This is a genomic window from Streptomyces sp. NBC_01669 (assembly GCF_026339735.1).
Lineage (GTDB): Bacteria > Actinomycetota > Actinomycetes > Streptomycetales > Streptomycetaceae > Streptomyces > Streptomyces yanii.
In genome coordinates this window covers 8,332,913-8,355,681 of the sequence record NZ_JAPEQG010000001.1, presented here as the reverse complement: position 1 = coordinate 8,355,681, position 22,769 = coordinate 8,332,913, and the positions used below count along the sequence as shown (strand labels likewise).

At 71.2% G+C, this 22,769-nt stretch carries 19 protein-coding genes and 2 pseudogenes; 12 read left to right on the top strand and 9 right to left on the bottom strand.

The annotated features are described in order from the left end of the window. Nucleotides 1-9 precede the first annotated feature (9 nt). Complete coding sequence (locus OG972_RS37380) at nt 10-1,671, bottom strand: PHP domain-containing protein (RefSeq protein WP_266989111.1); 1,662 nt, start codon at nt 1,669-1,671, stop codon at nt 10-12. Nucleotides 1,672-2,016: 345 nt separating this feature from the next. Between OG972_RS37380 and OG972_RS37375 the strand changes: the two genes are divergently transcribed. The 6 genes from OG972_RS37375 (at nt 2,017) to OG972_RS37350 (ending at nt 8,856) form a co-directional block, all read left to right on the top strand. Next, nucleotides 2,017-2,859 (top strand): trans-aconitate 2-methyltransferase, encoded by an 843-nt coding sequence (locus OG972_RS37375; RefSeq protein ID WP_266989109.1) that lies wholly within the window; start codon nt 2,017-2,019, stop codon nt 2,857-2,859. Nucleotides 2,860-2,980: 121 nt separating this feature from the next. Beyond that, entirely contained in the window at nt 2,981-3,334 is a 354-nt protein-coding gene (locus tag OG972_RS37370; protein WP_266989107.1) for a helix-turn-helix transcriptional regulator, read from the top strand. Beyond that, complete coding sequence (locus OG972_RS37365; RefSeq protein ID WP_266989105.1) at nt 3,327-3,959, top strand: SRPBCC family protein; 633 nt, start codon at nt 3,327-3,329, stop codon at nt 3,957-3,959. The genes OG972_RS37370 and OG972_RS37365 overlap by 8 nt, the downstream gene beginning before the upstream one ends. A gap of 728 nt (nt 3,960-4,687) precedes the next feature. Beyond that, nucleotides 4,688-7,042: an FHA domain-containing protein gene (locus tag OG972_RS37360; RefSeq protein WP_266989103.1), complete on the top strand. Its 2,355-nt coding sequence runs from the start codon at nt 4,688-4,690 to the stop codon at nt 7,040-7,042. Between the two features lie 15 nt (nt 7,043-7,057). Then, on the top strand, nt 7,058-7,747 hold the full coding sequence (locus tag OG972_RS37355) for a hypothetical protein (protein ID WP_266989101.1): 690 nt from the start codon (nt 7,058-7,060) through the stop codon (nt 7,745-7,747). Then, nucleotides 7,744-8,856 (top strand): serine/threonine-protein kinase, encoded by a 1,113-nt coding sequence (locus OG972_RS37350; RefSeq protein ID WP_266989099.1) that lies wholly within the window; start codon nt 7,744-7,746, stop codon nt 8,854-8,856. The genes OG972_RS37355 and OG972_RS37350 overlap by 4 nt, the downstream gene beginning before the upstream one ends. Here the strand turns inward: OG972_RS37350 and OG972_RS37345 are convergent. After that, nucleotides 8,815-10,095 carry a streptophobe family protein gene (locus OG972_RS37345; protein ID WP_266989097.1) on the bottom strand — a complete coding sequence of 427 codons (1,281 nt, stop codon included), beginning with the start codon at nt 10,093-10,095 and terminating at the stop codon, nt 8,815-8,817. The two genes, OG972_RS37350 and OG972_RS37345, sit on opposite strands and share 42 nt — an antisense overlap. 144 nt (nt 10,096-10,239) lie before the next feature. Between OG972_RS37345 and OG972_RS37340 the strand changes: the two genes are divergently transcribed. Beyond that, entirely contained in the window at nt 10,240-11,499 is a 1,260-nt protein-coding gene (locus OG972_RS37340; RefSeq protein ID WP_266989095.1) for a DUF6777 domain-containing protein, read from the top strand. A gap of 104 nt (nt 11,500-11,603) precedes the next feature. Here the strand turns inward: OG972_RS37340 and OG972_RS49335 are convergent. Beyond that, nucleotides 11,604-11,720 (bottom strand): annotated as a pseudogene (locus OG972_RS49335) (hypothetical protein); the annotation flags it as partial. Nucleotides 11,721-12,042: 322 nt separating this feature from the next. Between OG972_RS49335 and OG972_RS37335 the strand changes: the two are divergent. Continuing rightward, nucleotides 12,043-14,073, top strand: coding sequence for a SpoIIE family protein phosphatase (locus OG972_RS37335; protein ID WP_266990965.1), 2,031 nt, complete (start codon nt 12,043-12,045; stop codon nt 14,071-14,073). A gap of 504 nt (nt 14,074-14,577) precedes the next feature. On the opposite strand, the gene OG972_RS37330 is transcribed toward OG972_RS37335, so the two are convergent. After that, the gene (locus OG972_RS37330; protein WP_266989093.1) at nt 14,578-15,129 is read right to left on the bottom strand and encodes a hypothetical protein; all 552 of its coding nucleotides are present in this window, start codon (nt 15,127-15,129) and stop codon (nt 14,578-14,580) included. Between the two features lie 470 nt (nt 15,130-15,599). Between OG972_RS37330 and OG972_RS37325 the strand changes: the two genes are divergently transcribed. The 3 genes from OG972_RS37325 to OG972_RS37315 all read left to right on the top strand — a co-directional run bounded on the left by OG972_RS37325 (nt 15,600) and on the right by OG972_RS37315 (nt 18,860). Beyond that, nucleotides 15,600-16,211 carry a TetR/AcrR family transcriptional regulator gene (locus OG972_RS37325; protein WP_266989091.1) on the top strand — a complete coding sequence of 204 codons (612 nt, stop codon included), beginning with the start codon at nt 15,600-15,602 and terminating at the stop codon, nt 16,209-16,211. A gap of 80 nt (nt 16,212-16,291) precedes the next feature. After that, on the top strand, nt 16,292-17,992 hold the full coding sequence (locus tag OG972_RS37320; protein WP_266989089.1) for an acyl-CoA dehydrogenase family protein: 1,701 nt from the start codon (nt 16,292-16,294) through the stop codon (nt 17,990-17,992). A gap of 10 nt (nt 17,993-18,002) precedes the next feature. Next, a complete protein-coding gene (locus OG972_RS37315) occupies nt 18,003-18,860 on the top strand; it encodes a hypothetical protein (protein WP_266989087.1) in 858 nt (285 codons plus the stop codon). Between the two features lie 3 nt (nt 18,861-18,863). Here OG972_RS37315 and OG972_RS37310 read toward each other — a convergent pair. Next, nucleotides 18,864-19,512, bottom strand: a pseudogene (locus OG972_RS37310) (DUF6629 family protein). Between OG972_RS37310 and OG972_RS37305 the strand changes: the two are divergent. Then, nucleotides 19,511-19,846 (top strand): pectate lyase, encoded by a 336-nt coding sequence (locus OG972_RS37305; RefSeq protein ID WP_266989085.1) that lies wholly within the window; start codon nt 19,511-19,513, stop codon nt 19,844-19,846. The pseudogene OG972_RS37310 and the gene OG972_RS37305 sit on opposite strands and share 2 nt — an antisense overlap. Before the next feature lie 73 nt (nt 19,847-19,919). Here the strand turns inward: OG972_RS37305 and OG972_RS37300 are convergent, their stop codons facing one another. From OG972_RS37300 to OG972_RS37285, 4 genes are all read right to left on the bottom strand, one after another. Then, complete coding sequence (locus OG972_RS37300) at nt 19,920-20,717, bottom strand: SRPBCC family protein (RefSeq protein ID WP_266989083.1); 798 nt, start codon at nt 20,715-20,717, stop codon at nt 19,920-19,922. Between the two features lie 10 nt (nt 20,718-20,727). Beyond that, the gene (locus OG972_RS37295) at nt 20,728-21,840 is read right to left on the bottom strand and encodes an XdhC/CoxI family protein (RefSeq protein WP_266989081.1); all 1,113 of its coding nucleotides are present in this window, start codon (nt 21,838-21,840) and stop codon (nt 20,728-20,730) included. Then, complete coding sequence (locus tag OG972_RS37290; protein ID WP_266989079.1) at nt 21,833-22,279, bottom strand: VWA domain-containing protein; 447 nt, start codon at nt 22,277-22,279, stop codon at nt 21,833-21,835. The genes OG972_RS37295 and OG972_RS37290 overlap by 8 nt, the downstream gene beginning before the upstream one ends. 171 nt (nt 22,280-22,450) lie before the next feature. Beyond that, entirely contained in the window at nt 22,451-22,750 is a 300-nt protein-coding gene (locus tag OG972_RS37285; protein WP_266989077.1) for a DUF1876 domain-containing protein, read from the bottom strand. Nucleotides 22,751-22,769 lie beyond the last annotated feature (19 nt).

The window sequence follows — 22,769 nt, the reverse complement described above, 5'->3', positions numbered from 1 at the left end:
GCTGCGTGGTCAGCGGACGATCTCCACGAACACCGGGTTGGTGTAGAACCACGTGTCGAGCCACGGGTTTCCCTGCCCCGGCTCGTGCGGCAGCGGACCGTGCGGGTCGACCGACGCGCCGAGGAACCCCGTCCCGTGGCGCTTGCCGTCACTGCCGCGCAGCCGCAGGTAGAACGGTTCGTCCGCGCGTCCGACCGGGATGTTCAGGGTGTACGTGCCGCGGCGTCCTGAAACGTCAACGGTGTGGGCGACCCGGGTGTCCGGAGCGTGCCAGTCGTCGCGGTCGGCGGCCGGGCCCCTGACCGCGCCGCGGATCACGTCGACGTGCTCCAGCTGCGGGAGCACCCCGTACGGGTTGCGGCGGGACGCTGCCGTCACCGTGACGGTCAGCGTGAGCCGCTCGCCGCGCCGGGCGCGCAACCGGCCGCCGAGCGTCGCGCTGTTGCCGTGCTCGCCGCGCACCTTGACGTCGATGCCGTCGAGAAGGTGCCCGTGGTCGACCCAGACCCGGCCGGCCCGCAGACCCTCCATCACATGGCGGTAGCCGTACCGGGTGACGCCGACATGCGTACGACTGAACTGACCCGGCCAGAAGTCGCCGCCGGGCTGCGGCTCCGTGGTGTCGTACGGGTCGGGAACATGCCCGGTGCTGTCGAAGTTCTCGCCGGGCGGCCAGGCACCGTTGACCCAGGTGTCCTGGGCGACCCGGTGGACGTCGGAGTTCGAGGTGATCGTGAAGAGCTTGCCCTCGGCCAGCATCGCGTCCCAGAGGCCGCCGACCGTCGCGGTCGCCCAGTCGAAGCCGCCGTACGTGACGTACGCCTCGCGCGGATAGCCGGGCCAGGAGTCGGCGGACGGCGCATTGGTGTACTCGCCGCGGATGTTGGTGTCCGGGTGCCAGCCCGGGATCGCGCCGGCCTGGGCGCCCGGGGCGCCCTCCATGCCGATCATGATGCCGGGTGCGGCGTCACGCCAGCCGCGCATCTCGTGCGGGGAGTCGATCCCCAGACGCATCGGATGGTTGGCGAGGACGAGTACGTCGTCGACGTATCCGGTACGGCGCTGCTCGGCCAGCCACCTGAGGGCCTTCACCGCGTGCGCCTCGTTCCGCGGGGTGTCGGGGTGGTCCGGGGCGCCGGCGGTGTAGCCGAGCAGCTTCCCGTCGAATGCCTTCTCGAACCTCGTGAGGAGCTCGACCTCGTGCCGTCCGGGCGGGGAGAAGACGGTGCAGTGTTCGGCGCCCGGGATGTACCACTCCAGCCCCTGGAAGATCAGCATGCGCTTGTTGTCGGCGCGTGCCCTGAGGATCTCCTGGTGCTCCAGCGCGGCACCGAAGTCGACGTGGCCGATGTTGCTGTGCTCGGTGAAGACCATCCAGTCCAGACCGAACTTCTGCCCGGCGGCGGCAAGTTGGGAGAACGTGTACTTGGCGTCATGGCTGTACACGGAGTGGTTGTGGTGGTCGCCGACCAGATAGACCAGGTCGGGGGCGCGACCGTTCCCCTCGGCGGCCGGGGTCGCGGCGCGGGCGGGCGACGCAAGCGACGCGGCGGCGAAAGCCGCACCGAACAGGCCCGCGCGGCGTATCAGACCGCGGCGGCTGAGCCCCTGGGCGTCGAGCGTCTCTGCGGGAACCTGGGGGTCGGCCCATTCGGGCACGGGGCGGTACATGCGGGGAGTTCTCCTTCGTCGTGGACAGCACCGGGCCGGGGCCCCAGGGCCGTCCCGGGCAGGATTGCCTGGTTCCGGAACCCGGCGGTGAACCCGGACTGAAGGACCGGGGTCGCCGCCATGACCCGTCGGCGGCCGACGGACCCGGCCGCATCTCGCCCTCTTCGCAGGCCTCGCCGTCAAGGGTCCGGGGGTCAGGACCATGCCCGCCCGCAGTTACGCCAGGAAGGCACGGAGCACCCCGGCCATAATGGAGGAGTGCCCGCGGCGGGCGGTGGCCGTCACCCCAGGGGCATCAGGCCGCTCGCGCGAAGCCCTCCGAGGCAAAGAGGCGGTGACCGACGCATGTGCGCACGCGCGCGGCCCGGCGAACAGCCGCCGGGGTTGTCCACAGCAGGCCGTTACGGGGAGGCAGTGTTCCGGCCCGACCAGGCCGGCGAGGACGACCGCATCGACCTCGGCGCTCTCGCGTACGACGACATGACCATGGCCCGCCTGCGGAACCTGGAGGTCGGGCCGGGCTGGAACTGCCTCGACGTAGGAGCCGGCACCGGCACCATCGCCCGGCGGCTGCTGCGCGAGGCGGGTGTCGCCACCGTGCTCGCCGTCGACCGCGACGTACGCTTCCTCACCGCCCGCCCCTTCCCGGGGCTCGGTGTCCTGGAGGCCGACATCAGCGCCCCCGGGTTCGATCCCGGCCGATTCCAGCTGGTACACGCCCGATTCGTCCTGATGCATCTGCCCTCGCGGCAGCGCCTGATCGCCGGCCTGGCCGAACTTCTGGTTCCCGGCGGGGTGCTCGTCCTCAGCGACGCCATCGACCTGACCACCGCGACTGCGCCCACGACGCCGTACACCCGGGTCATGCAGGCCATGTGGCAGGGGCTGCGGGACACCATCGGCACCGACGTCTCCTGGGTCCCCGACTACCCAAATCTGCTGCGCGCCACGGGGCTTGTGTCCGTCGCCGCCGAGATCCAGGTGCCACCCCTGGCCCCCGGAAGCCCCATCAGCCGCTTCTGGGCCGGGACATGGGACCGGGCGAGGGAGGCGATCCTGGCCACCGGGCTGGTGGACGACGCGGCGGTCGACGCGGCGGTCCGGTATCTCGACTCACCCGAATGCGCTGCGCTGTCGCCGGGAATGATCACGGCCTGGGGATGGCGGCCGGAGGAGGCCCCACCATGACGGCCGCTGCCGGCCCCCGGAGCTGGAGCGCGTCCGGGAGCTGCACACCCGGATGCGGGTAGATGTTGCGCTCTTTATTAAGGGTTCGCTTATATAAGCGAATGATGGCATAGTCGGGCGTGTGCATGCCTTCGATGTTCTTGGGGACCCGGTCAGGCGCCGAATATTGGAACTACTCACATCGGGTGAAAAGGCATCGGGTGAGGTCAGTGCCGTGATCCGCGAGGAATTCGGGATCTCGCAGCCGGCCGTGTCGCAGCATCTGCGGGTGCTGCGGGAGAGCGGGTTCGTCTCCGTGCGGGCGGAGGGGACTCGGCGGTTGTACGCCGTCGAGACCGGGCCGCTGCGGGAGGTGGACGCATGGCTGGAGAGGTTCCGGGGGTTCTGGGAGCAGCGGCTCGACGCGCTGGGGACGGAGATCGCGCGGGGAAAGCGCGAGCGCAGGCTGAGCGAGGGAGCGAGCAGGGATGAGTGAGATCGTCGAGGAGATCAACCGGCTGCACCGGGAGGTCGGCGGGCGGCAGATCGAGGAGGGTGAGGCTCGTACGGTGCTGTTGCGGCGCACCTACGACGTCGAGGTTGCCGATGTGTGGGACGCGGTGACGTCACCCGAGCGGATCGGGCGGTGGTTCCTGCCGGTGAGTGGGGAGTTCAAGGTCGGCGGGCAGTACCAGCTGGAGGGGAACGCCGGAGGCGAGATCCTTGAGTGCGTCGCGCCGGAGCGGTTGCGGGTGACCTGGCTGTTCGGGCCGGATCCCGGGTTCAGCGAGGTCGAGGTGCGGCTCACGCCGGAGGGCGAGGGACGGACGGTGTTCGAGCTGGAGCATGTGGCCGTGGTGCCGGAGGAGTTCTGGGGGCAGTTCGGGCCAGGGGCGGTCGGGGTCGGCTGGGACCTGATGCTCCTGGGGCTCGGGAGGCACCTCGCGGGCGGCGAGATCAGCAAGGCGGACGCCGCGGCCTGGCAGACGTCGCCCGAGGCGAAGGAGTTCATGACGCGGTCGGGCGAGGAGTGGGGCGCCGCTTATGCCGCCTCGGGCGCGGACGGGGGGGTCGTGGCGGCCACGACGGCAGCGACGATCGGCTTCTACACGGGCGGGTAGGCGGGGCCACTCCCTCACACCTCGCGGTGCGATCTCGGTCGCAGCCGGCTCTGCGCTCCTCTCGGGCCGTAGGCAGATGACGGAGACCGCTTCCTCGATCAGGAGGGCCCCGCGGTCTCCGCCGGGGGCAGAGCTCCCGGCACCATGGCCGGGGTTTCGCCGTCTCTGCACTTCACCTCCCCAGTTCGGCGGCGGAGTCGCCGCCACCGGGATCCTTCCGACAGGGCGAGCCTACCGCTGGGGGACCGCGGTGCGTGACACGGCTCGGCGGGCGAAGTCGCCGGTCGGATCAGGTGCCGCCACCAGCGAACCGGGGCCGGCCATCAGGTAACCCCCGGCGACGGATGGCGTCACCACGATGGATCGTCACGTACGTGTGCCATCAAGCCATTCTGTGCCCACGCGATCCGGCCGGGAACGATGCATCGGGGATCTGCCCCGGCGAGGACGAGGCGGGCACCATGAGGCGGGTCTGCTTCAGTGATCGTCACCCGGGTCGGCGACGGGTCTCCTTCCCTGCCGGGTCGACGACTTGTCCGCGCCGGCTCTCCGAGCGAAAGCGTGCGCCGACAGCGTGGCCGCTGGGCATCGCACCACGACGGCCGGGAAATCGGGTCCGGTCAGGCCTGGGGACATGCGCGCCGGCCCCGTGAGCCCGCCATGTTGCGACAGAGCGGCCCGGCGTGGACCCATGAGCAGATATCCCCACCAATAGATAGAATTCGACCATGTCAGAGAGGCCTGTCGCGTCGACTGCGCCCGAGCTCATTCTCGAAACCGACGCAGGACCCACGGTGATGAGTCCGAGCCGGGACTACCACGTCGGCCGCGACCCGCTGAGCGACATCGTCATCGATGATGTCCGGGTCTCGTGGCACCATGCGGTGCTCCGGCCCGTGGCGGACCACTGGTCCCTGGAGGACGAGAACAGCACGAACGGTACGTACACCGGGGGCAGGCGCATCCACGAGTCGGGCGTAGGACCCGGCAGCGTCATCCGGTTCGGCCATCCCGCGGACGGGCCGTGCGCCGTTCTGGTCGGTCAGGAACCCCCGGCCCCCGCTCTGCATCCGGCGGACCGCCCGTCCACCGTCTCCATGCCGGCCGCCACCGTTACGTTCCGGCAGCCGACCACTGTGCGACCGCGGCCCGTCCATACCGTACGCATCGGCCGCAGCGCCGACAACGACCTCGTCGTCGACGACCTGACCGTTTCGCACCGGCACGCCGAACTGCGGGCGCATCCGGACGGCACATACGAGATCGTCGACCTCGGCTCGCACAACGGGACGTATCTCAACGGCCAACTGGTCGGCCGCGCCCCGGTCGCCGCCGGTGACATCGTCGGTATCGGTCACTCCGAGTTCTCTCTGGTCGGCGACGTGCTGCAGGAGTTCGTCGACACCGGTGAGGTCTCGCTCGATGTACAGGACCTGGCGGTCACCGTGGACCGGGGCCGCAAGACGTTGCTCGACCAGGTCTCCTTCCCGGTGGGCGAGAAGTGCCTGCTCGGCGTGGTGGGTCCGAGCGGCTCAGGCAAGTCCACCCTGCTCAACGCACTGACCGGCCTCCGCCCGGCCGACGAGGGCAGCGTCCTCTACGACGGCCGCGACCTCTACCACGACTACGCCGAGCTGCGCCATCGCATCGGGCTCGTCCCGCAGGACGACATCCTGCACTCCCAGCTGACCGTGCGCCGCGCCCTCGGGTATGCCGCCGAGCTCCGCTTCCCGCACGACACAGCCCCGTCCGAACGCCGGGCCAGGGTCACCGAAGTGATCCGTGAGCTGGGTCTGGAAAGGCGGGCGGAACAGTCGATCCACAGCCTCTCCGGCGGCCAGCGCAAGCGCGTCAGCGTCGCGCTGGAGCTGCTGACGAAGCCGTCGCTGCTCTTCCTCGACGAGCCGACCTCGGGGCTCGACCCCGGTATGGACCGCTCGGTCATGCATATGCTCCGGGGGCTCGCCGACGACGGGCGTACGGTCATCGTCGTCACGCACAGTGTGCTCAGCCTCGACGTCTGCGACCGGCTGCTGGTTCTCGCCCCGGGCGGGAAGACCGCCTACTTCGGGCCCCCGGAAGACGCACTCGCCTTCCTCGGGTTCGAGCAGTGGCCGGAGGCGTTCGAGGCATTCGAGCACGACCGGGGCCGGGATTGGTCGGCGGAGTACCGCGCGTCCCCGTTCCACCGGCAGTGCATCGCGAACTCCACCGCGCAGCCCCGGCTGCCGCACGCCGCGGTCGCCCCGGTCGCGCCACCGCCGAAGACCCGGAGCTGGGGCGCTCAGCTGTGGACGCTCGTGCGCCGGTACGCCGCCGCGCTGAGCGCCGACCGGACCTTCCTGGCCATCATGATCGCTCTGCCGTTCGTGATGGGCGCGATGACCCGGGCCCTGGCCGGCAGTCGGCTGACCCAGGACACGGCGATCAACGCGCTGCTCATCCTTTGTGTGGGCGGCGTGCTGACCGGCGCCGCCAATGCCGTACGGGAACTGGTCAAGGAACGGGCGATCTACCAGCGGGAGCGGGCCGTCGGGCTGTCCAGATCGGCGTATCTGATGTCCAAAGTGGTGGTCCTGGGCACCGTTACGGTCCTGCAGGCGGTGGTTCTGACGCTGGTCGGTCTGGTGGGCGTCGATCTGAACGCCCCGGGCGGCAAAGGCGTTCTCCTGCCACCACTGGTCGAAGTCACGCTGGCCATGGCCCTGTTGTCGTTCACGGCGATGATGCTCGGTCTGCTCGTCTCCGCGCTGGTGCGCAAGGAGGAGGTCACCATGCCGCTGCTGGTGCTCCTCGCCATCGTCCAGGTCGTGTTCTGCGGTGCGCTGCTGAAACTGCACGGGGTGCCCGGGTTGGAGCAGCTGGCGTGGCTGGTGCCGTCCCGGTGGGCGCTCGCGGCGATGGGCGGGACCATCGGGCTCGCCAGGATCGTGCCGGGAAGGGTGAGCGCGGATCCGCTGTTCGAGCACACCGCGGCGGCGTGGCTGCTGAACATGGGGATGCTGGTGGTGCTGTCGGTCGTCTTCGGACTGGTGGTGGCGCGGCTGCTCCGCCGGCACGAGCCCGTCATCATGCGGAAGTAGCGGAGGCGGGAGCCCATGACGACACCGGGGTTCCGCCCCACACACGTGGTCCCCCCGGACGGGATGTCCGCCTGGGAGGCACCCGACCCGACCCGGCCCACCGAGCCGCTCGACCCGCTGCTTCCCGTCCAGCTGCTCGGCCGGCGGGGAGACTGGGGGCAGATCCTCTGCGCCAACGGCTGGTCGGCATGGGTCGACGGCCGGCTGCTCGTCTCCGTCCCCCACGGCCCGCCGGAGTCCGGACAGCCGCTCGCGCGCACCGCGGACCCCCGGCCGCTGATGGCGCGGGTCCAGGAGTCGCTGACCCAGTACCGGCGCGCCGCGGAGGAGCTGGCCGAGGGCCGGATCGACGGGGAGACCTTCCGCCGCCGGACCCAGGGGCTGCGGGTGGGCATGGTCGTCGACGGCGAGGCGATGTGGCTGTACGACGCCGAGCATGAGCGCTGGGTGTACTGCGACGGCACACAGCTGAGCACGTACGCGGCCTCGGGCGGTCCCGGTCGGCCGAGCAGTGCCCCCACGGACCGCGGAGAGGGCGAGGCACACGCACGGGAGCCCGAGCCGACGCAGATCGTCGACCCCGTGCAGGTGGCCCCGTACCGCCCGGCGGATCCCGCCGATGCCGAGCCGACGCAGCTCCTGCGGCCCGTCGACCGGTCCGGGGCGGACATCGCGCATCCACCCACCCGGACGGGTGACGCATGATCTCCCCCGACCCCGCGCCGGGCGCCCCGCACTCCCCCGACCCCCGGCAGGACACGGCACTGCCCGTGGGCCGCCCGTCCGATCTGCTCGGCAGACGGATCGCCGGCTACCAGGTGGAGAGCGAGATCGGCCGCGGCGGCATGGCCGTCGTGTACCGGGCCAGGGATCTGCGACTGGACCGCACCGTCGCCCTCAAGCTGCTCGCCCCCGAACTCGCCCGCAACGACACCTTCCGCAAGCGGTTCACCCATGAGTCGCGGGTGGCCGCCGCGATCGATCACCCGCATATCGTGCCGGTCTTCGAGGCCGGGGAGACCGAGGGCATCCTCTACATCGCGATGCGTTACGTCGCCGGGCAGGACCTGCGCGCCCTCATCGACCGTCAGGGTCCGCTCCCGATCGCGGCGGCGGTCCGGATCGCCACGCAGGTGGCGTCCGCGCTCGATGCCGCCCACGACCACGATCTGGTGCACCGGGACGTCAAACCCGGCAACATACTGGTCGCGGCGGGCACGGACAGCGACCACCCGGAGCATGTGTACCTCACGGACTTCGGGCTGACGAAGAAGTCGCTGTCGCTGACCGGGTTCACCTCGGTGGGCCAGTTCGTCGGCACGCTCGACTATGTGGCGCCTGAACAGATCTCCGGCCGCCCGGTGGACGGCCGATGCGATGTCTACAGCCTGGCCTGTGTCGTGTACGAGACGATGGCCGGTGCGCCGCCCTTCCAGCGCGACGACGACATGGCGCTGCTGTGGGCCCATCAGTTCGACCCGCCGCCACCGCTGACCGGCCGGCGCCCCGATCTCCCGGCCACCGTCGACGGCGTACTGGCGAAGGCCCTGGCCAAGAGCCCGGACGACCGGTACGACTCGTGTCTGCAGTTCGTGGCGGCACTGCGCAGTGCCGCCCGGGGCGCAGTGCAGGAGAACCATCCGCCGACGCAGGTGGATATGCGGATCGGTGCCTGGGCCACGGAGGCGGGGGGCGAACCGCCGCCCGCGCCGCCGCGCTGGGCACTGCCCGTGTTCCCCGGGCTGGTACGGAAGGCGAAGTCCGTAACCGCCTCAGCCGTCCGCCGGGACTTCTCCCCGCCGGTGGATCCTTGAGGCGAGCAGGCTGCCGAGGAAGCCGGTGACCAGCCCCCACGCGACGGCGACGACGAGCGCGGATCCCAGTCGCGGGCGCAGCGTCACCTCTCCGCCGAGACCGCCACCCAGGTCCCCGATGCCCAGCAGCGACAGGCCGTAGTGCACCGAGACCCCGGCGACGAGACAGATGGTCAGCACGGTGAGGAGGAGCGCCACCGCCATGTGTACGGCGTGCTGCCAAGGCCGCATCCAGCTGGGCGAGCGGACCGCCATGAGAAAGGCGGCGGCCAGGCTCAGCACGGCGGCGGCGACGACCAGCCACCAGGCCCGACTGTCGTGGTCGGCGAGCGTGGAGACGCTGAGGGTGGACAGGTCCGGCGTACGCAGAACCGAGTCCAGCACCTGTGGCATGGGCAGCCCGAACGGCCCGTCCACCCTGCCCTCCCAGGACGCCCCGAGCCCGAGCGTGTACGCAAGCCAGACGAGGTTCGGCAGCCCCAGGAGGATCACGGCGAACGTCTCGGCCGGGTGGCCCCGGGTCACCACGACGACGAGTCCGACGATCACGCCCAGGACGACGTACGCGAGCAGCAGCGCGACCATTGCGTACGCGGCTGGGCGCACCGACTCCTGGAAGCGCAGCAGGCGGGCCGGGAGCGGGGCGCCGCGCGACACGACGAGAGCCAGGACGAGGACGCCCACCAGCCAGAGCAGGCCGAGGAGCAGGGTGAGCGGGACGTCGGTCCTGAATCCGACCTTCGGCGAGGCGCCCAGCAGGTCACCGATGACATCCCGGGGAAGATCCTGGACAGGGACGTCGAAGCTCTGACGGGCCAGGAGCGACAGTCCGATCAGGACCAGCGCCCACAGCACTGCCACCCGGGCGGCCCAGCCGGCCAGTTCGCGTGCGCCCGCGACCGCCCGGTGGCGCAGGGGCCGCAGAAAGCCGGCGGCGATGACCAGGGCCCCGGCCAGAGTCACGGACAGCGGAAGCACCGAGAATTCCGCATGGGTGCTGGCCAGTTCCCCGACATTTCCCGACAGGGAGACGGAGCCGCCCGCCGCCATCACCACGACGGCCGCGACGACACGCGCGAACGCGCCCGCGGGAAGACCGGTCGCACCTGCCGCCCAGAGACCGAGGGCCGCGGTGACGGCCATGACCACGAGTCCGGCGAGCACCGCCAGGAGAGCTTCACCCCAGCCGTGCGCGGCGCGCGGCGCTCCGCTTCGGTCGATGGCTCCCTGGTGGCTCACGCTGCCACGCTAGGCAGGAGCGCGGCCATCCGCCCCCTGGGAGGGCCCGACGGCGTCAGCTTGCGGGCCGCGCGAGTACCCGGCACACAATGGGCGGGTAACGGAAGAACCTGGGACTGATCCCTCCGTTGGGAAGAAGAGCCCGTGAGTGCCCAACCGCCGTCGTCCGGCCGCCCGACAGGCCCCCCTTCAGGCCCGCTCTCGGGCCCCTCGAAGCCGGGTTCCGTGCCGCCACCGCCCGATGTCCCGTCGGGCGGTGGCGGTGGCCGTGGTGGCTCCACCGGTGGGCCATCCGTCCCGGGCGGACCCGGTGGTCCGGGCCGTCCCTGGTGGCGTTCCGTGCCGAAGATGGCGTCGATCGGCGCCGCCCTCGTGGCCGCGGTGGTCCTGACCATCGTGCTCACCCGCCCCCACGGCGGTTCGGTGGCGGCGGGTGAGGTGTTCCTGCAGCCGACGGGGTCGGCCGGGCAGGATCCGTTCACCGAGTCGACGGCGCGCACCAGCGCCCCGGCGACACCGACCCCGGTGCCCAACCCGTCGGAGACCCGGGCCAACGTCACGCAGGGCGTGGACGGGGCGACCCCAGGTCTGTACGGCGGTACCCGCAAGGTCGCCAGCTGCGACGTGGAGAAACAGATCACCGCGCTGACAGCCGATCCGGACAAGAACAGGGCCTTCGCCTCCGTCCTGGGCATCGATCCGTCGGGCGTCCCCGACTACCTGCGGGCGCTGACCCCCGTCCAGTTGCGGATGGACACCCGGGTCACCAACCACGGGTACCGGAACGGCGCCCCCACCAGCTACCAGGCGGTGCTTCAGGCGGGCACGGCCGTTCTCGTCGACGACCACGGTGTACCGCGGGTGCGCTGCGCGTGCGGGAATCCGCTGCTCCCGCCGGTCGCGGTGAAGGGCACCACACGGCTGAAGGGCGACGCCTGGCCCGGATTCAGCTCCTCGCACGTCGTGGTGGTGAAACCCGCGGCCCAGGTGGTGGACGAGTTCATCATGTTCGACCCGAAGTCCGGGGACTGGCTCGCCCGTAAGGCGGGTGACACCGGTGGCAGCGACAAGAAGACCGAGCCGCCCGCCGAGCGCACACCGCGACCCTGCCCCTCCACCGGCCCCTGCCCGTCGGCTTCGGCGTCCTCGAAGTCGCCGTCATCGAAGTCGCCGGCATCCGAGTCCCCGTCCTCGCACCCGCCCGCATCCGAGTCGCCGTCGACCGAGCCGCCGAATTCGCCGTCCCCGCGTTCCCCGGAGCCGACGGCCTCCGCACCACCGCCCGTCACCGAGTCGCCCGCGTCCCGGCCGGCCCCGGAGCCGGCGAACACGGAGTCCATGACACCGCGGTCCTCCGCGGCGTCCTCCGTCCCCGGAAAGGCGTCCGAGGTCGGCTCCGCCTGAGAGCCTGTCTCCCTCAGTGACCGCGTCGGGTCCTCCTCGTATCCGAACGGCCTGCCGGGACGGAGAACCGTCCCGACAGGCCGCTCTGGATCAGGCGCCCGTGGTCACGGCGTGGAGACGTTCGGCCGCGGCGCCGTCGGCATTCCGGTCCCGATGAAGAAACTGGGGTGCGGTGGCTGGTCGTACGCGGTGTTCTGCCACGCCAGGGCCGTGCGGTGAACAGGGTGTGCGACCGGGTTGCGCGGCGTCTGCGGGCGGTTCGGTGATGCGGATGAGCCACGGTAGGCACCTTCGGGGCCGGGGGCGGATGTCGTCACGTCAGTTGCCGCCGGAAGCGGAAAGGTTGCCGCCCCCTCCGCCGGGGGGTGTGCCGACGCCTCTGTTCCGCGTTCACCCGTCTGCCACATATCGGTGGCCGGGCGCGCGGGCAGCGCGGACACTGATCCCATACGTGTCGATGCACAGAGACCAGCAGAGCGCGATCGGGGTGCAACCGTGTCGGACGCAGGTCCCACCGTCCCCGCGCCGATGCCGCCCGACGCCATGGGGACCGCGCTCCTCGAAAGACTGTTCACCCAGTCGTCGGTGGGCCTCCATGTGCTCGATCCGCAGCTGCGGCTGGTGCGGATCAACTCCCTGTCCGACCCTGCCCACGCCCAGCGGCTTGTCGGGCGTCCCTTCTCCGACGCGTACCACCTCGAACGGCCCGACGAGGCCAGGGCGGTGCTGCAACGAGTGCTGGACACCGGCGCGCCCGTGCGCGACCGCCTCATCCGGGGCCGCCTCCAGGACACGCCCGGTCCGGATCGCAATCTCATGGTCTCCGTCTACCGCCTCGACGACGTACAGGGGCAGACCCTCGGCCTGCTCGCCTCGGTCGTCGATGTCACCGAACGTGAGAAGGCCCGCGCACGGTCCGCGACCCTGGCCGGCGTGCTCAAGGAGGTGGGCCGGTCCCTCGATGTGGCGACCACCTGCGAGGCGCTCGTCGACGCGGTCGTACCGGGGTTCGCCGACTTCGCCGTGGTCGAGGTGGTGGACGATGTGCTGCGAGGTGCGGATCCTCGGGTGGGCCCGTTGGCGCCCGAAGTGCCGTTGCGGCGGGCAGCGCTGCGAGGTGCCGAGGGCACCGGTCCCCAGGACGGTCTCGTCGGCGACACACGCAGGCTGCCCGCCCGTACCCCGTTCGCCCTGGCGATGTCCGACCTGCGGCCCCGTCGGATCCGGCTCGACGCGGACACCCCGTGGCTGGTCGCGGATCCCGAGAGCGCCCGGCTGATCCGGGCGATCGGGGCCCATTCGCTGATCGTTGCCCCGCTGAAGCTGCGTGGCGCCGTCCTCGGCCTGGTGAGCCTGTACCGCCGCGGAGGGTCGGAGCCGTACGACGAGTACGACGTCGCTCTCGCGCTGACCGCGGTCGCCCATGTCGCACTGAGCATCGACAATGCGCGCCGGTTCGAGCGCGACCATGTGATCGCGTCGACGGTGCAGCGGCGGCTGCTGCCGCAGCACGAGAGCAGCCATGTCGCCGTCGACACCGCGCATGTCCTCCTTCCCGGGCGCAACAGCGGCTGCTGGTTCGACGCCATCGGCCTGTCCGGCGCCCGCACCGCAATGGTTGTCGGCAATGTCGCGGGGCACGGTCTCCAGACGGCCATCACCATGGGACAGTTGCGTACGGTCATCCATGCGCTGGCCGGCCTCGACCTGGATCCCGACGAGGTCCTGGCCCGGCTGAGCGACACGGCCGGCCGCCTGGCCCAGGAGCGTGCCGCACTGCCCCCCGGTGACTCCCTGCACCGGGAATCTCTGACGGCGACGTGTCTGTACGCGGTCTACGACCCGTTCACGCGCCGCTGCACGATCGCGTTGGCGGGGCATCCCGAGCCGCTCGTCATCGGCCCCGACGGCAGGACGCCGCCCTTCGACCTACCTGAGGGGCCCGCCCTCTTCTCCGCCGACAGCGCCCCGTTCGCCACTGCCACCCTTCAGCTGGAAGAGGGCAGCGTCCTGGCGCTCGGCACCCGCGCGCTGCTGCCTGACGCCGAAAGCGCCGCGCGGGTCCGGGAGGCGCTCGTGCACCCCGGACGCAGCCTGCAGGAGCTGTGCGACGACGTCGTCTACAACCTGCCGTCCGGCAGCTTCCCCGACGGCGTCGCCCTGCTCCTCGCCCGGACCGGCACCGTCCCGCCCGACCACGTCGCCACGTGGGAGCTGGCCCACGACCGGACGACACCCGCCATCGCCCGTACGCTCGTGCGCGACCGGCTCGACGGCTGGGACCTCGACGACGAGACGGTCTACGCCACCGAACTGATCGTCAGCGAGCTGGTCACCAACGCCGTCCGCTACGGCACCCCGCCGCTGCACCTGCGGCTCATCCTGGAGCGCTCGCTGACCTGCGAGGTCCACGACAACAGTCCGGTGGCCCCGCACCTGCGCCACGCCCGCACCGTCGACGAAGGCGGACGCGGGCTCTTCATCGTCTCCCAGCTCGCCACCCACTGGGGCACCCGATACGGCCGGACCGGCAAGGCGCTCTGGGCCGAACAAGAGATCGCGCGCCCCGAATGACGTGGGCACCCTCCGGTCACCCCGGTCCGCAGGGCGACGGAGCACAAGGGGATGGGCACGCACACGTCCCACGGAGAACCGCATGCGAGCCGCGCGGTGCCGCACCCGCTGCGGACCCTGGCCTTCGTCGTCGTCGCCCTGTGCACGCCGGTGATGGCCGTGACCGCCACGGCTCGCAGCACCGTGCTGCCCCCCGTCCGAGCTGCCCGCCGCTCTGGAGCCCGCATCGACACGGCGGTCCCTCACCGAGATCGACCGGACCACTGAGCGCATCATGTTCAGCCCGGACACGGAGACACCGCTGCTGCCCACGCCGGCCGGGCGCCGCGAGCGGCAGGGCGAGGACGAGGACCTGTACAACTACCCGACCCATGGACCGGTACCTCTGAGTCAGGCGGCGCACCCCGGCCGGGGGCCGGGGTGCGCCGCGGGCGAATGGGGCGGGGCCCCGCTCCCGGGTCAGGGAGCGGGGGTCAGAGGGTCAGGACAGGTGGGTGCAGGGGGTCAACGACGACCGTCGTGGCCCCAACCGTCGTGATCGCGGTTCTTGTGGTCGCGGTCCTTGTGATCGCAGTCCTTGTGGTTGCGGTTCTTGTGGTCGCGGTCCTTGTGGCCCCAACCATCGTGGTCGCGGTTCTTGTGGTTGCGGTTCTTGTGGCCCCAACCATCGTGGTCGCGGTTCTTGTGGTCGCGGTCCTTGTGGTCGCGGTCCTTGTGGCCCCAACCATCGTGGTCGCGGTTCTTGTGGTCGCGGTCCTTGTGGTCGCGGTCCTTGTGGTCGCGGTCCTTGTGGCCCCAACCATCGTGATCGCGATTCTCGTGACGGCGGTTGTCGTCGTCACGTCCGTGGCCCCACCACCCGTCGTAGCTGCGGTTGGTGCCGTTGTCGGATCCGGGCCTGTTGTACTGGATGTCGCCCAGGTCGACGCCGGAATACGAGCTCGGCCGGCCATAACCGCGGTCGTTGTCGTCGGCGGCGGCCGGGAGAGCGGCGGCGCCCACCAGCGCGCCGGCAACAATAACGGCAGCAGCGAACCGCCGTGCGGAACGGGACATGAAAACCCCTCAAGTGCAGGCCCGGACCGTGCGGCCCGAGCGTTGATCGGTCCCGGCGTGATGCCGAGAGCACACACTTTGGCCCTATTGCCCGATTTGCGGCACACGCCTCATTACGTGTTACGAAATGCAGACATTTCCGTCACACACGCGTGCATTTGGCACGTATTCAACTACCCGGGTACCTGTCAATCGCTGACCACTGCACCCACCCGTTCGATACCGGCACACCCGGCACAGCGCGCGCCACGTCAACCCGCGCGCACCACGGCTCACCCTTGCGAGACCGGCACGGAATTCTGTAACAGCCGTCGCTCGACCGGCCTCGAACGGGCTTTCTGCTACCCGGAGAAAGGAGAAAGAGGGTTCTACCTCCCTGCCGTCGCCGGCCGACGACCACGATTCTTTGCGCGGCGGACACAACGGTGGTTCAGTGGGAGCTGAAGTTATGAATCGAGGTTCAGAGCATCATGGCCTACCGCCCCACCGCCCGTACCGAGGCGACCCGGCTCGCGCATCGCCAGCGGCTGCTGGACGCCGCGCGGCAACTGCTGTCCGAGGGCGGATACGCCGCGGCCAGCATCTCCGCGCTCGCCGAGCGGGCCGGAGTCGCCACCGGCAGCGTCTACAACCACTTCGCCTCCAAGCAGGAGCTGCTCGCCGCGGTCTTCCGTCATGTCGCCGGTCATGAGCTCACCGCGGTGCAGCAGGCCGTGGGCGCCACAAGCGGGGCGGCGGAGCAGTTGCGCACCCTGGTCGAGGTCTTCGCGTTCCGGGCGCTGCGGACCCCCCGCACGGCCTGGGCGCTGCTCGCCGAGCCGGTCGATCCACTGGTCGAGGCGGAGCGGCTGACCTATCGCCGCGGCTACCACACCCTCGCCGAGATGGTCATCGCCGCGGGGATCGAGGCCGGCGAGCTGCCCGTGCAGAACGTCCGGCTCTCGGCCGCCGCGGTGATCGGGGCGATCAGCGAGGCGCTGCTCGGTCCGCTCTCCCCGGTGGGCGAACGCACCGACCCGGAGCCGGTCGTGGCAGAGATCGCCGCCCTGTGCCTGAGAGCGGTGGGAGCGGGCGGCACCTGACCGCTCCCCCGCACCGCCGTACCAGCAGAGCAACCTCCCGGCCGAAATTCCTACCGTCGACGTCAGACAGGACCGCCGCCATGACCGTCACCGCCCACCCCACCGGCCTCCGGTCGGGGGCTCCCGCATCGCACCCCACCCACGAGGTCACCAATCAGGTGCCGCCCCGGACCGGCCTGGACGAGTACGGCACCAATCTGCCGCTCTCCGAGGCGGTACGGGCATTCGGCGCGGCCTGGCACGAGCCGGAGCTCCATGAGATCGGCAGCCTGGTCGGCTCGGAACCCTTCCAGAAAAGCGCGGAGCTCGCGCACACATCACCTCCCGTGCTCCGCACCCACGACCGGTACGGCACTCGCGTCGACGAAGTCGAGTTCCACCCCGCGTACCACGAGGTCATCGGCGCGGCCGTGGGCTACGGCACGCACACCGCGGCCTGGGCCGATCCGAAGCCGGGTGCCGCGGTCGCGCGGGCGGCGTCGTTCATGCTGTTCGCCCAGATCGAGCCGGGCCACGCCTGCCCGATGTCGATGTCGCACGCCGTGGTCCCCGTCCTGCAGCGCGACGGCGAGGTGGGCCGTGACTGGCTCCCGGGCCTGCTCAGCCGCTCGTACGACCCACGGCTGATCGCTCCGGGCAGCAAGTCGGGGCTGACGTTCGGCATGGGCATGACGGAGAAGCAGGGGGGATCCGACGTTCGCGCCAACACCACCCGCGCGGTTCCGGTGGCCTCCGACCCCGACGGCCGGACCCACCTGCTGACCGGCCACAAGTGGTTCTTCTCGGCCCCGCAGTCGGACGCCTTCCTCGTTCTGGCCCAGGCCCCGGCCGGGCTGACCTGCTTCCTCGTACCGCGTGTGCTGGCCGACGGCACCCGTAACACCGTCCGTATCCAGCGGCTGAAGAACAAGCTCGGCAACAAGTCGAACGCGTCGTCCGAGGTGGAGTTCGACGGAACCTGGGCGGTGCGGGTCGGCGAGCCCGGTCGCGGCATTCCCACCATCATCGAAATGGTCAACCACACCCGTCTGGACTGTGTTCTCGGCACCACCGCGGGCATGCGCCAGTCGGTGTCCGAGGCGATCTGGCACGCGCAGCACCGCAGCGCCTTCGGTGCCAGGCTGGTCGAGCAGCCCGCCATGACAGCCGTCCTCGCCGACCTGGCCCTGGAGACGGAGGCAGCGACCTGGACCTCGCTACGCCTCGCCCGGGCCTACGAGACCGGCAGCAGCGAGTCCGAGACGATGTTCCGCCGACTGGCCACCGCGGTGTCCAAGTACTGGATCTGCAAGCGCGGTCCGCACCACGCGTACGAGGCCCTGGAGTGTCTGGGCGGCAATGGCTACACCGAGGACTGGCCGCTCGCCCGGCGCTACCGCGAGCAGCCGGTGATGGCGGTGTGGGAGGGCTCCGGCAATGTGATCGCGCTCGATGTGCTGCGTGGTATCGCCAGGACCCCACAGTCCCTGGATGCCTTCTGGGCCGAGCTGGAGACCACGGCCGGGGCCAGTGCTGCGCTGGACGCCCATGTGCGTCGGGTGCGTCAGGAGCTGGTCGCGGATCTGCCCGATCCGCTCGCCGCGGAGTTCCGTGCGCGGGCGACGGTCGAGGGCATGGCGCTCGCCCTGCAGTCCTCGCTGATGCTGCGGCATGCTCCGGCGCCCATGGCCGAGGCGTTCGTCGCCGCACGCCTCGGCGCGGACCGCGGTCACCAGTACGGCATCCTGCCGCGCGGCACCGACACCACGGCGATCGTGGAGCGGCACTTCGGCGCGCGTTAGCTTGGTGTGCATGAAGTCGAGATCCCGCACCCTGTGGCTACGCACCGAACCCCTCCATGCGGTCACGTATTTCGACGCGCAGTGCCGCGCCATGGGCAAATCCCTTGGCCTGAAGGGGTTTTGGATGGGATATTTCGCCGCGCGCACCGCCCCGATGGGGCGGGTCGACCCGGGTGCGGCCGCCGCTGCACTCGGTGTCTTCGCCCCCGGGATGGTGGCGCGGGCACTGCCCGCGGCGTGGCAGATCGTCTCTCCCGGGGCGATGACGGACATGCGCGCCCAGCGGGCCGCCGAGGCGCTGCGCAAGGTGATCCCCGGCATCGAGGCCCGGGCCGGTGAGCTCTGCCCGCCGTTGGCGGCCATGGTGGAGGACGCGCCCCTGATGGCCCGGCCCCTGTTCGCCGCCAACCGCCCGCTCTGCGACCGCGATGACCCGGTGGAGAGACTGTGGCAACTCAGCACATCTGTACGGGAGTTCCGGGGAGACGCCCATGTAGCCGTGCTCGCCGACCATGGTCTGGACGCTCCGGAGGCCCTCGTTCTCGCCGCCGCGACCGACCGGGTCCCCCGCGACGGGATCCGGCTCGACCGGGGCTGGAGCGAGGAGGAGTGGGCAGCGGCCCAGGAGCGGCTGCGTGCGCGCGGACTCGTCGACGCGGACGGGGCCGCCACGCCACGCGGCCATGGGGAGCGGGCTCTGATCGAGGACGCCACCGACCGGTTGGCCGCCCGGCTGCTGCGCACGCTCGACGACACCACCGTGGATACCCTGCTCGCCGCGCTGGAGCTGCCGACCCGACGGGTGCTGGAGGCCAAGGTGCTGCCGTTCCCCAATCCCATCGGGCTGCCGGCCCCGTCGGTGGAGTGAACCTCAGCAGTTCTGCGCCGGTGTCCGTGGATCCGCAGACGGACCGCGTCGCGCCCGGACGAGGAGGACGACCGAACACACCGCCGCGAACGCGCACCAGGTCGAGACGAACTCCAGCCGCCACAGCGCCGCACACACCCCGGCCCCGACGGCCCCGACGGCGACGAGGACGCCGAGCAGCCGGAGCAGCCGGTCGCCGGAGAGCAGCAGAGAGCCGACCGTGGCCACGAGGTAACCCACGACCAGCAGTTCGGAGTGGGGAAGGTCGAGGACATGGCCGAGGGTGTGGCCGTGGATCTCTGCGGTCACGGGGCGGGTGGCCAGAGAGGACGCGGGGGAGGTGGCGGTCACGGCGCCCACCGTGAGCGGGATCGGGAGTCGGCGCCGGGCATGCGGCGGCGCGGCGCACAGCCCCGAGCGGCACCCACAACGTCAGCACCGGAAGGGCGATGACGGCCCAGGCCACGGTGGCGGGGCCCGTGCCGCCACCGGAGCGCCAGACGATCGACTCGATGATCTGATGGGTTCCGAGAAGCAACGGCAGTGCGGCGAGCGGCAGATCACGGGTTCGGCGAGTGCGCGCGACGCAGGCCGCTCCGATCGCGGCGATGCCCGTACCGGCCACGAGATCGGCGGTGGCACTCCAGCACATGGCGTCATCCCGCCCCGGAATCGCACGGATCGATCTCTGGCAGGGGCAACGCTACGGCCCGAGCGGCCGGCATCTGCGGTCACACGAGTGCCGAGGGCGCGCCCGCAGGCTGCCCCTGCCGGGGTTCGTCGAGGAATTCGGCAAGCTGTACCGCTCGCGCGGCAACTGCTCCACGATGTACGGCCGGCACGTCCAACTGCAGAACATCCGGGTCACCTCGCCGGGAGACACCCTCGTCGGCATCAACACCAACTACGGTGACGCAGCTCAGTTCTCGGGCCTCACGATCCATGACGATGCCGGCACCGATATCGACATCTGCACAAGGGTGTGATGAGCGGCGAACCCACCAGGAACGGTACCGGAGCGGATGGCAGCAACCGCATCCACTCCCCCTCGGACATCACCTACGTCGGCTGAGAACCGATCGGGACCACGACGGTCCGGCCGGCCGCGGCACCTGGGCCGGCCGGCCCCTCACCGGACCGGCCGTGGCCGCCCCGCCGGCGGCAGATCGCGCGCAGGAGAACCACGACCAGCGCGGCAAGGGCGGCCGCGCCGAGGACCGCCGCAGCGCGTTCGGCCACCGGCGCACCCGCCCTGCGCGGCAGATCGACCGGTTCCGCCTCGTGTGCGCCTGTGCCGCCGCCCACGAGCGGTGCCGCGGGTTCGGGCTCCGCGGCGCCGGTCCGCGAGACGGGCCCGCGCGCAGCCGGTTCCGCGGCGCCGTTCTGCGCTGCGGGTCCATGCGCGGCCGCTGCCGCCTCCGACAGCTGTGCGGAGAGGCGGCCGGCGAACTGCCCGATGAGCCCGTCGCTGACCTCGCTCATCACTCCGCGGCCGAACTGGGCCGGCCGTCCGGTGATCGTCAGGTCGGTGTCGACCGTGACGGTCGTGCCGCCGCCGCGCTCGACGAGCGTCCCGGTGACGGCGGCCGCGGCCATGCCCTGGCCCCGCACCTCCTTGCCCTTGGCGGCCAGCACGATCAGGTGCTCCGGTTCGTCCTTCTCCAGGAAGGTCGCCGTGCCGCGGTATGTCACGGTGATCGGCCCCACCTGCACCTCGGCGGAGCCCTTGATGGTCTCGCCGTCGAAGTCCTCCACAGTGGCGCCGGGCATGCAGTGCGAGACCCGCTCGATGTCGAGCAGCGCCCGCCACGCCTCGTCGACCGGTACCGGAACGGTGAATGAGTTGTGCAACTGCATGGTCTCCTCCTCACACGGACTTCGGTCGCGGCCGGTGGATCGCCCCGGCCGTGTCCGCCAGGGGGGCGCCGGTACCGCCCCAGCGAAGCGCGACGATCTCCGCGGCGATCGAGACGGCCACCTCCTCGGGGGTACGGGCGCCGAGGTCGAGGCCGATGGGCGAGCGCAGTCTCGCGAGCTCCGCCTCGCCGAGTCCGGTCTCGCGCAGCCGGGCCAGACGATCCTCATGGGTGTGGCGGCTCCCCATCACGCCGATGTACGCGGCCGGGGAGCGCAGGGCCACCTCCAGCAGCGGGACGTCGAATTTCGGATCGTGGGTGAGTACGCACATCACGGTCCGCTCGTCGGTGTCGGTGCCGCGCAGGTAGCGGTGCGGCCAGTCGACGACCACCTCCGCCCCGGCCGGGAAGCGGCGGGCATCGGCGAAGGCCGGGCGGGCGTCGCACACCGTGACCCGATAGCCGAGGAACGCGCCGATGCGGGCCACGGCGGCGGCGAAGTCGATCGCACCGAAGACCAGCATGCGCGGCGGCGACGCGAACGACTGCAGGAACACGGTGACATCGTCCTCGCGGCGTTCGCCGCGCGGTCCGTAGTGGCGCAGGCCCGTTGCCCCTTGGGCCAGTTCGCCCCGGGCGTCGGCGGTGACGGCGACGTCGAGGCCGCTGGTGCCCAGGGAGCCGGACACCGTGTCCGGCCATACGGCGAGCGCGGCGCCGCGCGGGGCGGGGCCGTCGGTCACGGTGGCGACCACCACCGGACGGTGTGCGGCGACCGACGCGGCGACCTCGCCGAACGCGGGGTCGGTGACGGCCGACACGGGACGTACCAGGAGGGTGATCTCGCCTCCGCAGGTGAGCCCTACGGCGAAGGCGTCCTCGTCGCTGTATCCGAAGGTGTGGAGCTGTGCCCGTCCGGTCTCCACGACCTCCTTGGCCAGGTCGAAGACGGCGCCTTCGACGCAGCCGCCGGAGACGCTGCCCACGACTTCGTCTCCGGGCCCCACCGCCATCGCCGCCCCGGGTCCGCGGGGCGCGCTGCGGGTGACCGCGACGACCGTCGCAAGTCCGAACGGTTCACCGGAGGCGTACCAGCGGCTCAGCGCCGGGAGGATCTCACGCATGGCACTCACCGCCTGCCGGTGCGGCTCCACCGACGACGGCCGCCAACTGCTCCAGGGCCTGCAGGCTGTATTCGTCGACGAACGCGTCCACGCCGGGCAGCGCTGCTGCCATGACCGCTGCCCGTGGTTCGGAACCCGGTCCGGCCTGGCGCGGGTTGGACCGCACCACCCGGTGTGCCGGCCGGTGCAGCCGCCGCATCTGATCCGCGAGCAGCGCGGGATAGTCGCGCTCCCGGTTGTCGGAGAGCACGAGGGCCGCGATTCCACGTGCGGTGGCACGTCGGCCCCCTGTGTAGAGGACGGCACCCGGCGTCTCGCCCGGCCGGGTGCCGCCGCTCCGGTCGGGGACGGCCGCCGCAACGGCGGCCGGTGCCGTGTCCGGATCGCGGTGCGTCATCTCGCGGGTCACCCGGGTCAGCCGGGTGCTGATCGTGAACACTTCAATGAAATACGTGTCATACGTCCTCCGGGGGACAGGAACAGCCCTGAAGGCAGGGGGCAAGCCATCCCGTTGTCTCCCCCCTCCGCCGTGCGGCCGCGCGCACCGCGGCGACACCGGTCACTCGGCGGCGGGCCACACCCTGATCCGGTCCGACCCGAAACCAGGGCCTCAGCTCGACACGTCGGTCCAGGCGTACGGCTTGCCGAGGGGACCCTTCGGGGGTCCGGCACCCACTGACTCCATTTCACGGTCCGCCTCTCTCATCAGCTGGCCGGCGACATCCTTCATCGCACGGCTCGCCGCGAGTTCGTCACCGATGCTGGGGATATCCACGTCCGTCGGGTTGCAGCGCGCCACCCCGTGGCCGGTGAGCTTCTCGGAACCGGTGTCCAGCACGGCCTCGGCCTTGGTCGTGCCCTCCTCCTCGGAGAGATCGAGGCGGAGCTTCCATTCCAGCGTGCGTGTCATCGCGCACCTCCTCTCCCGC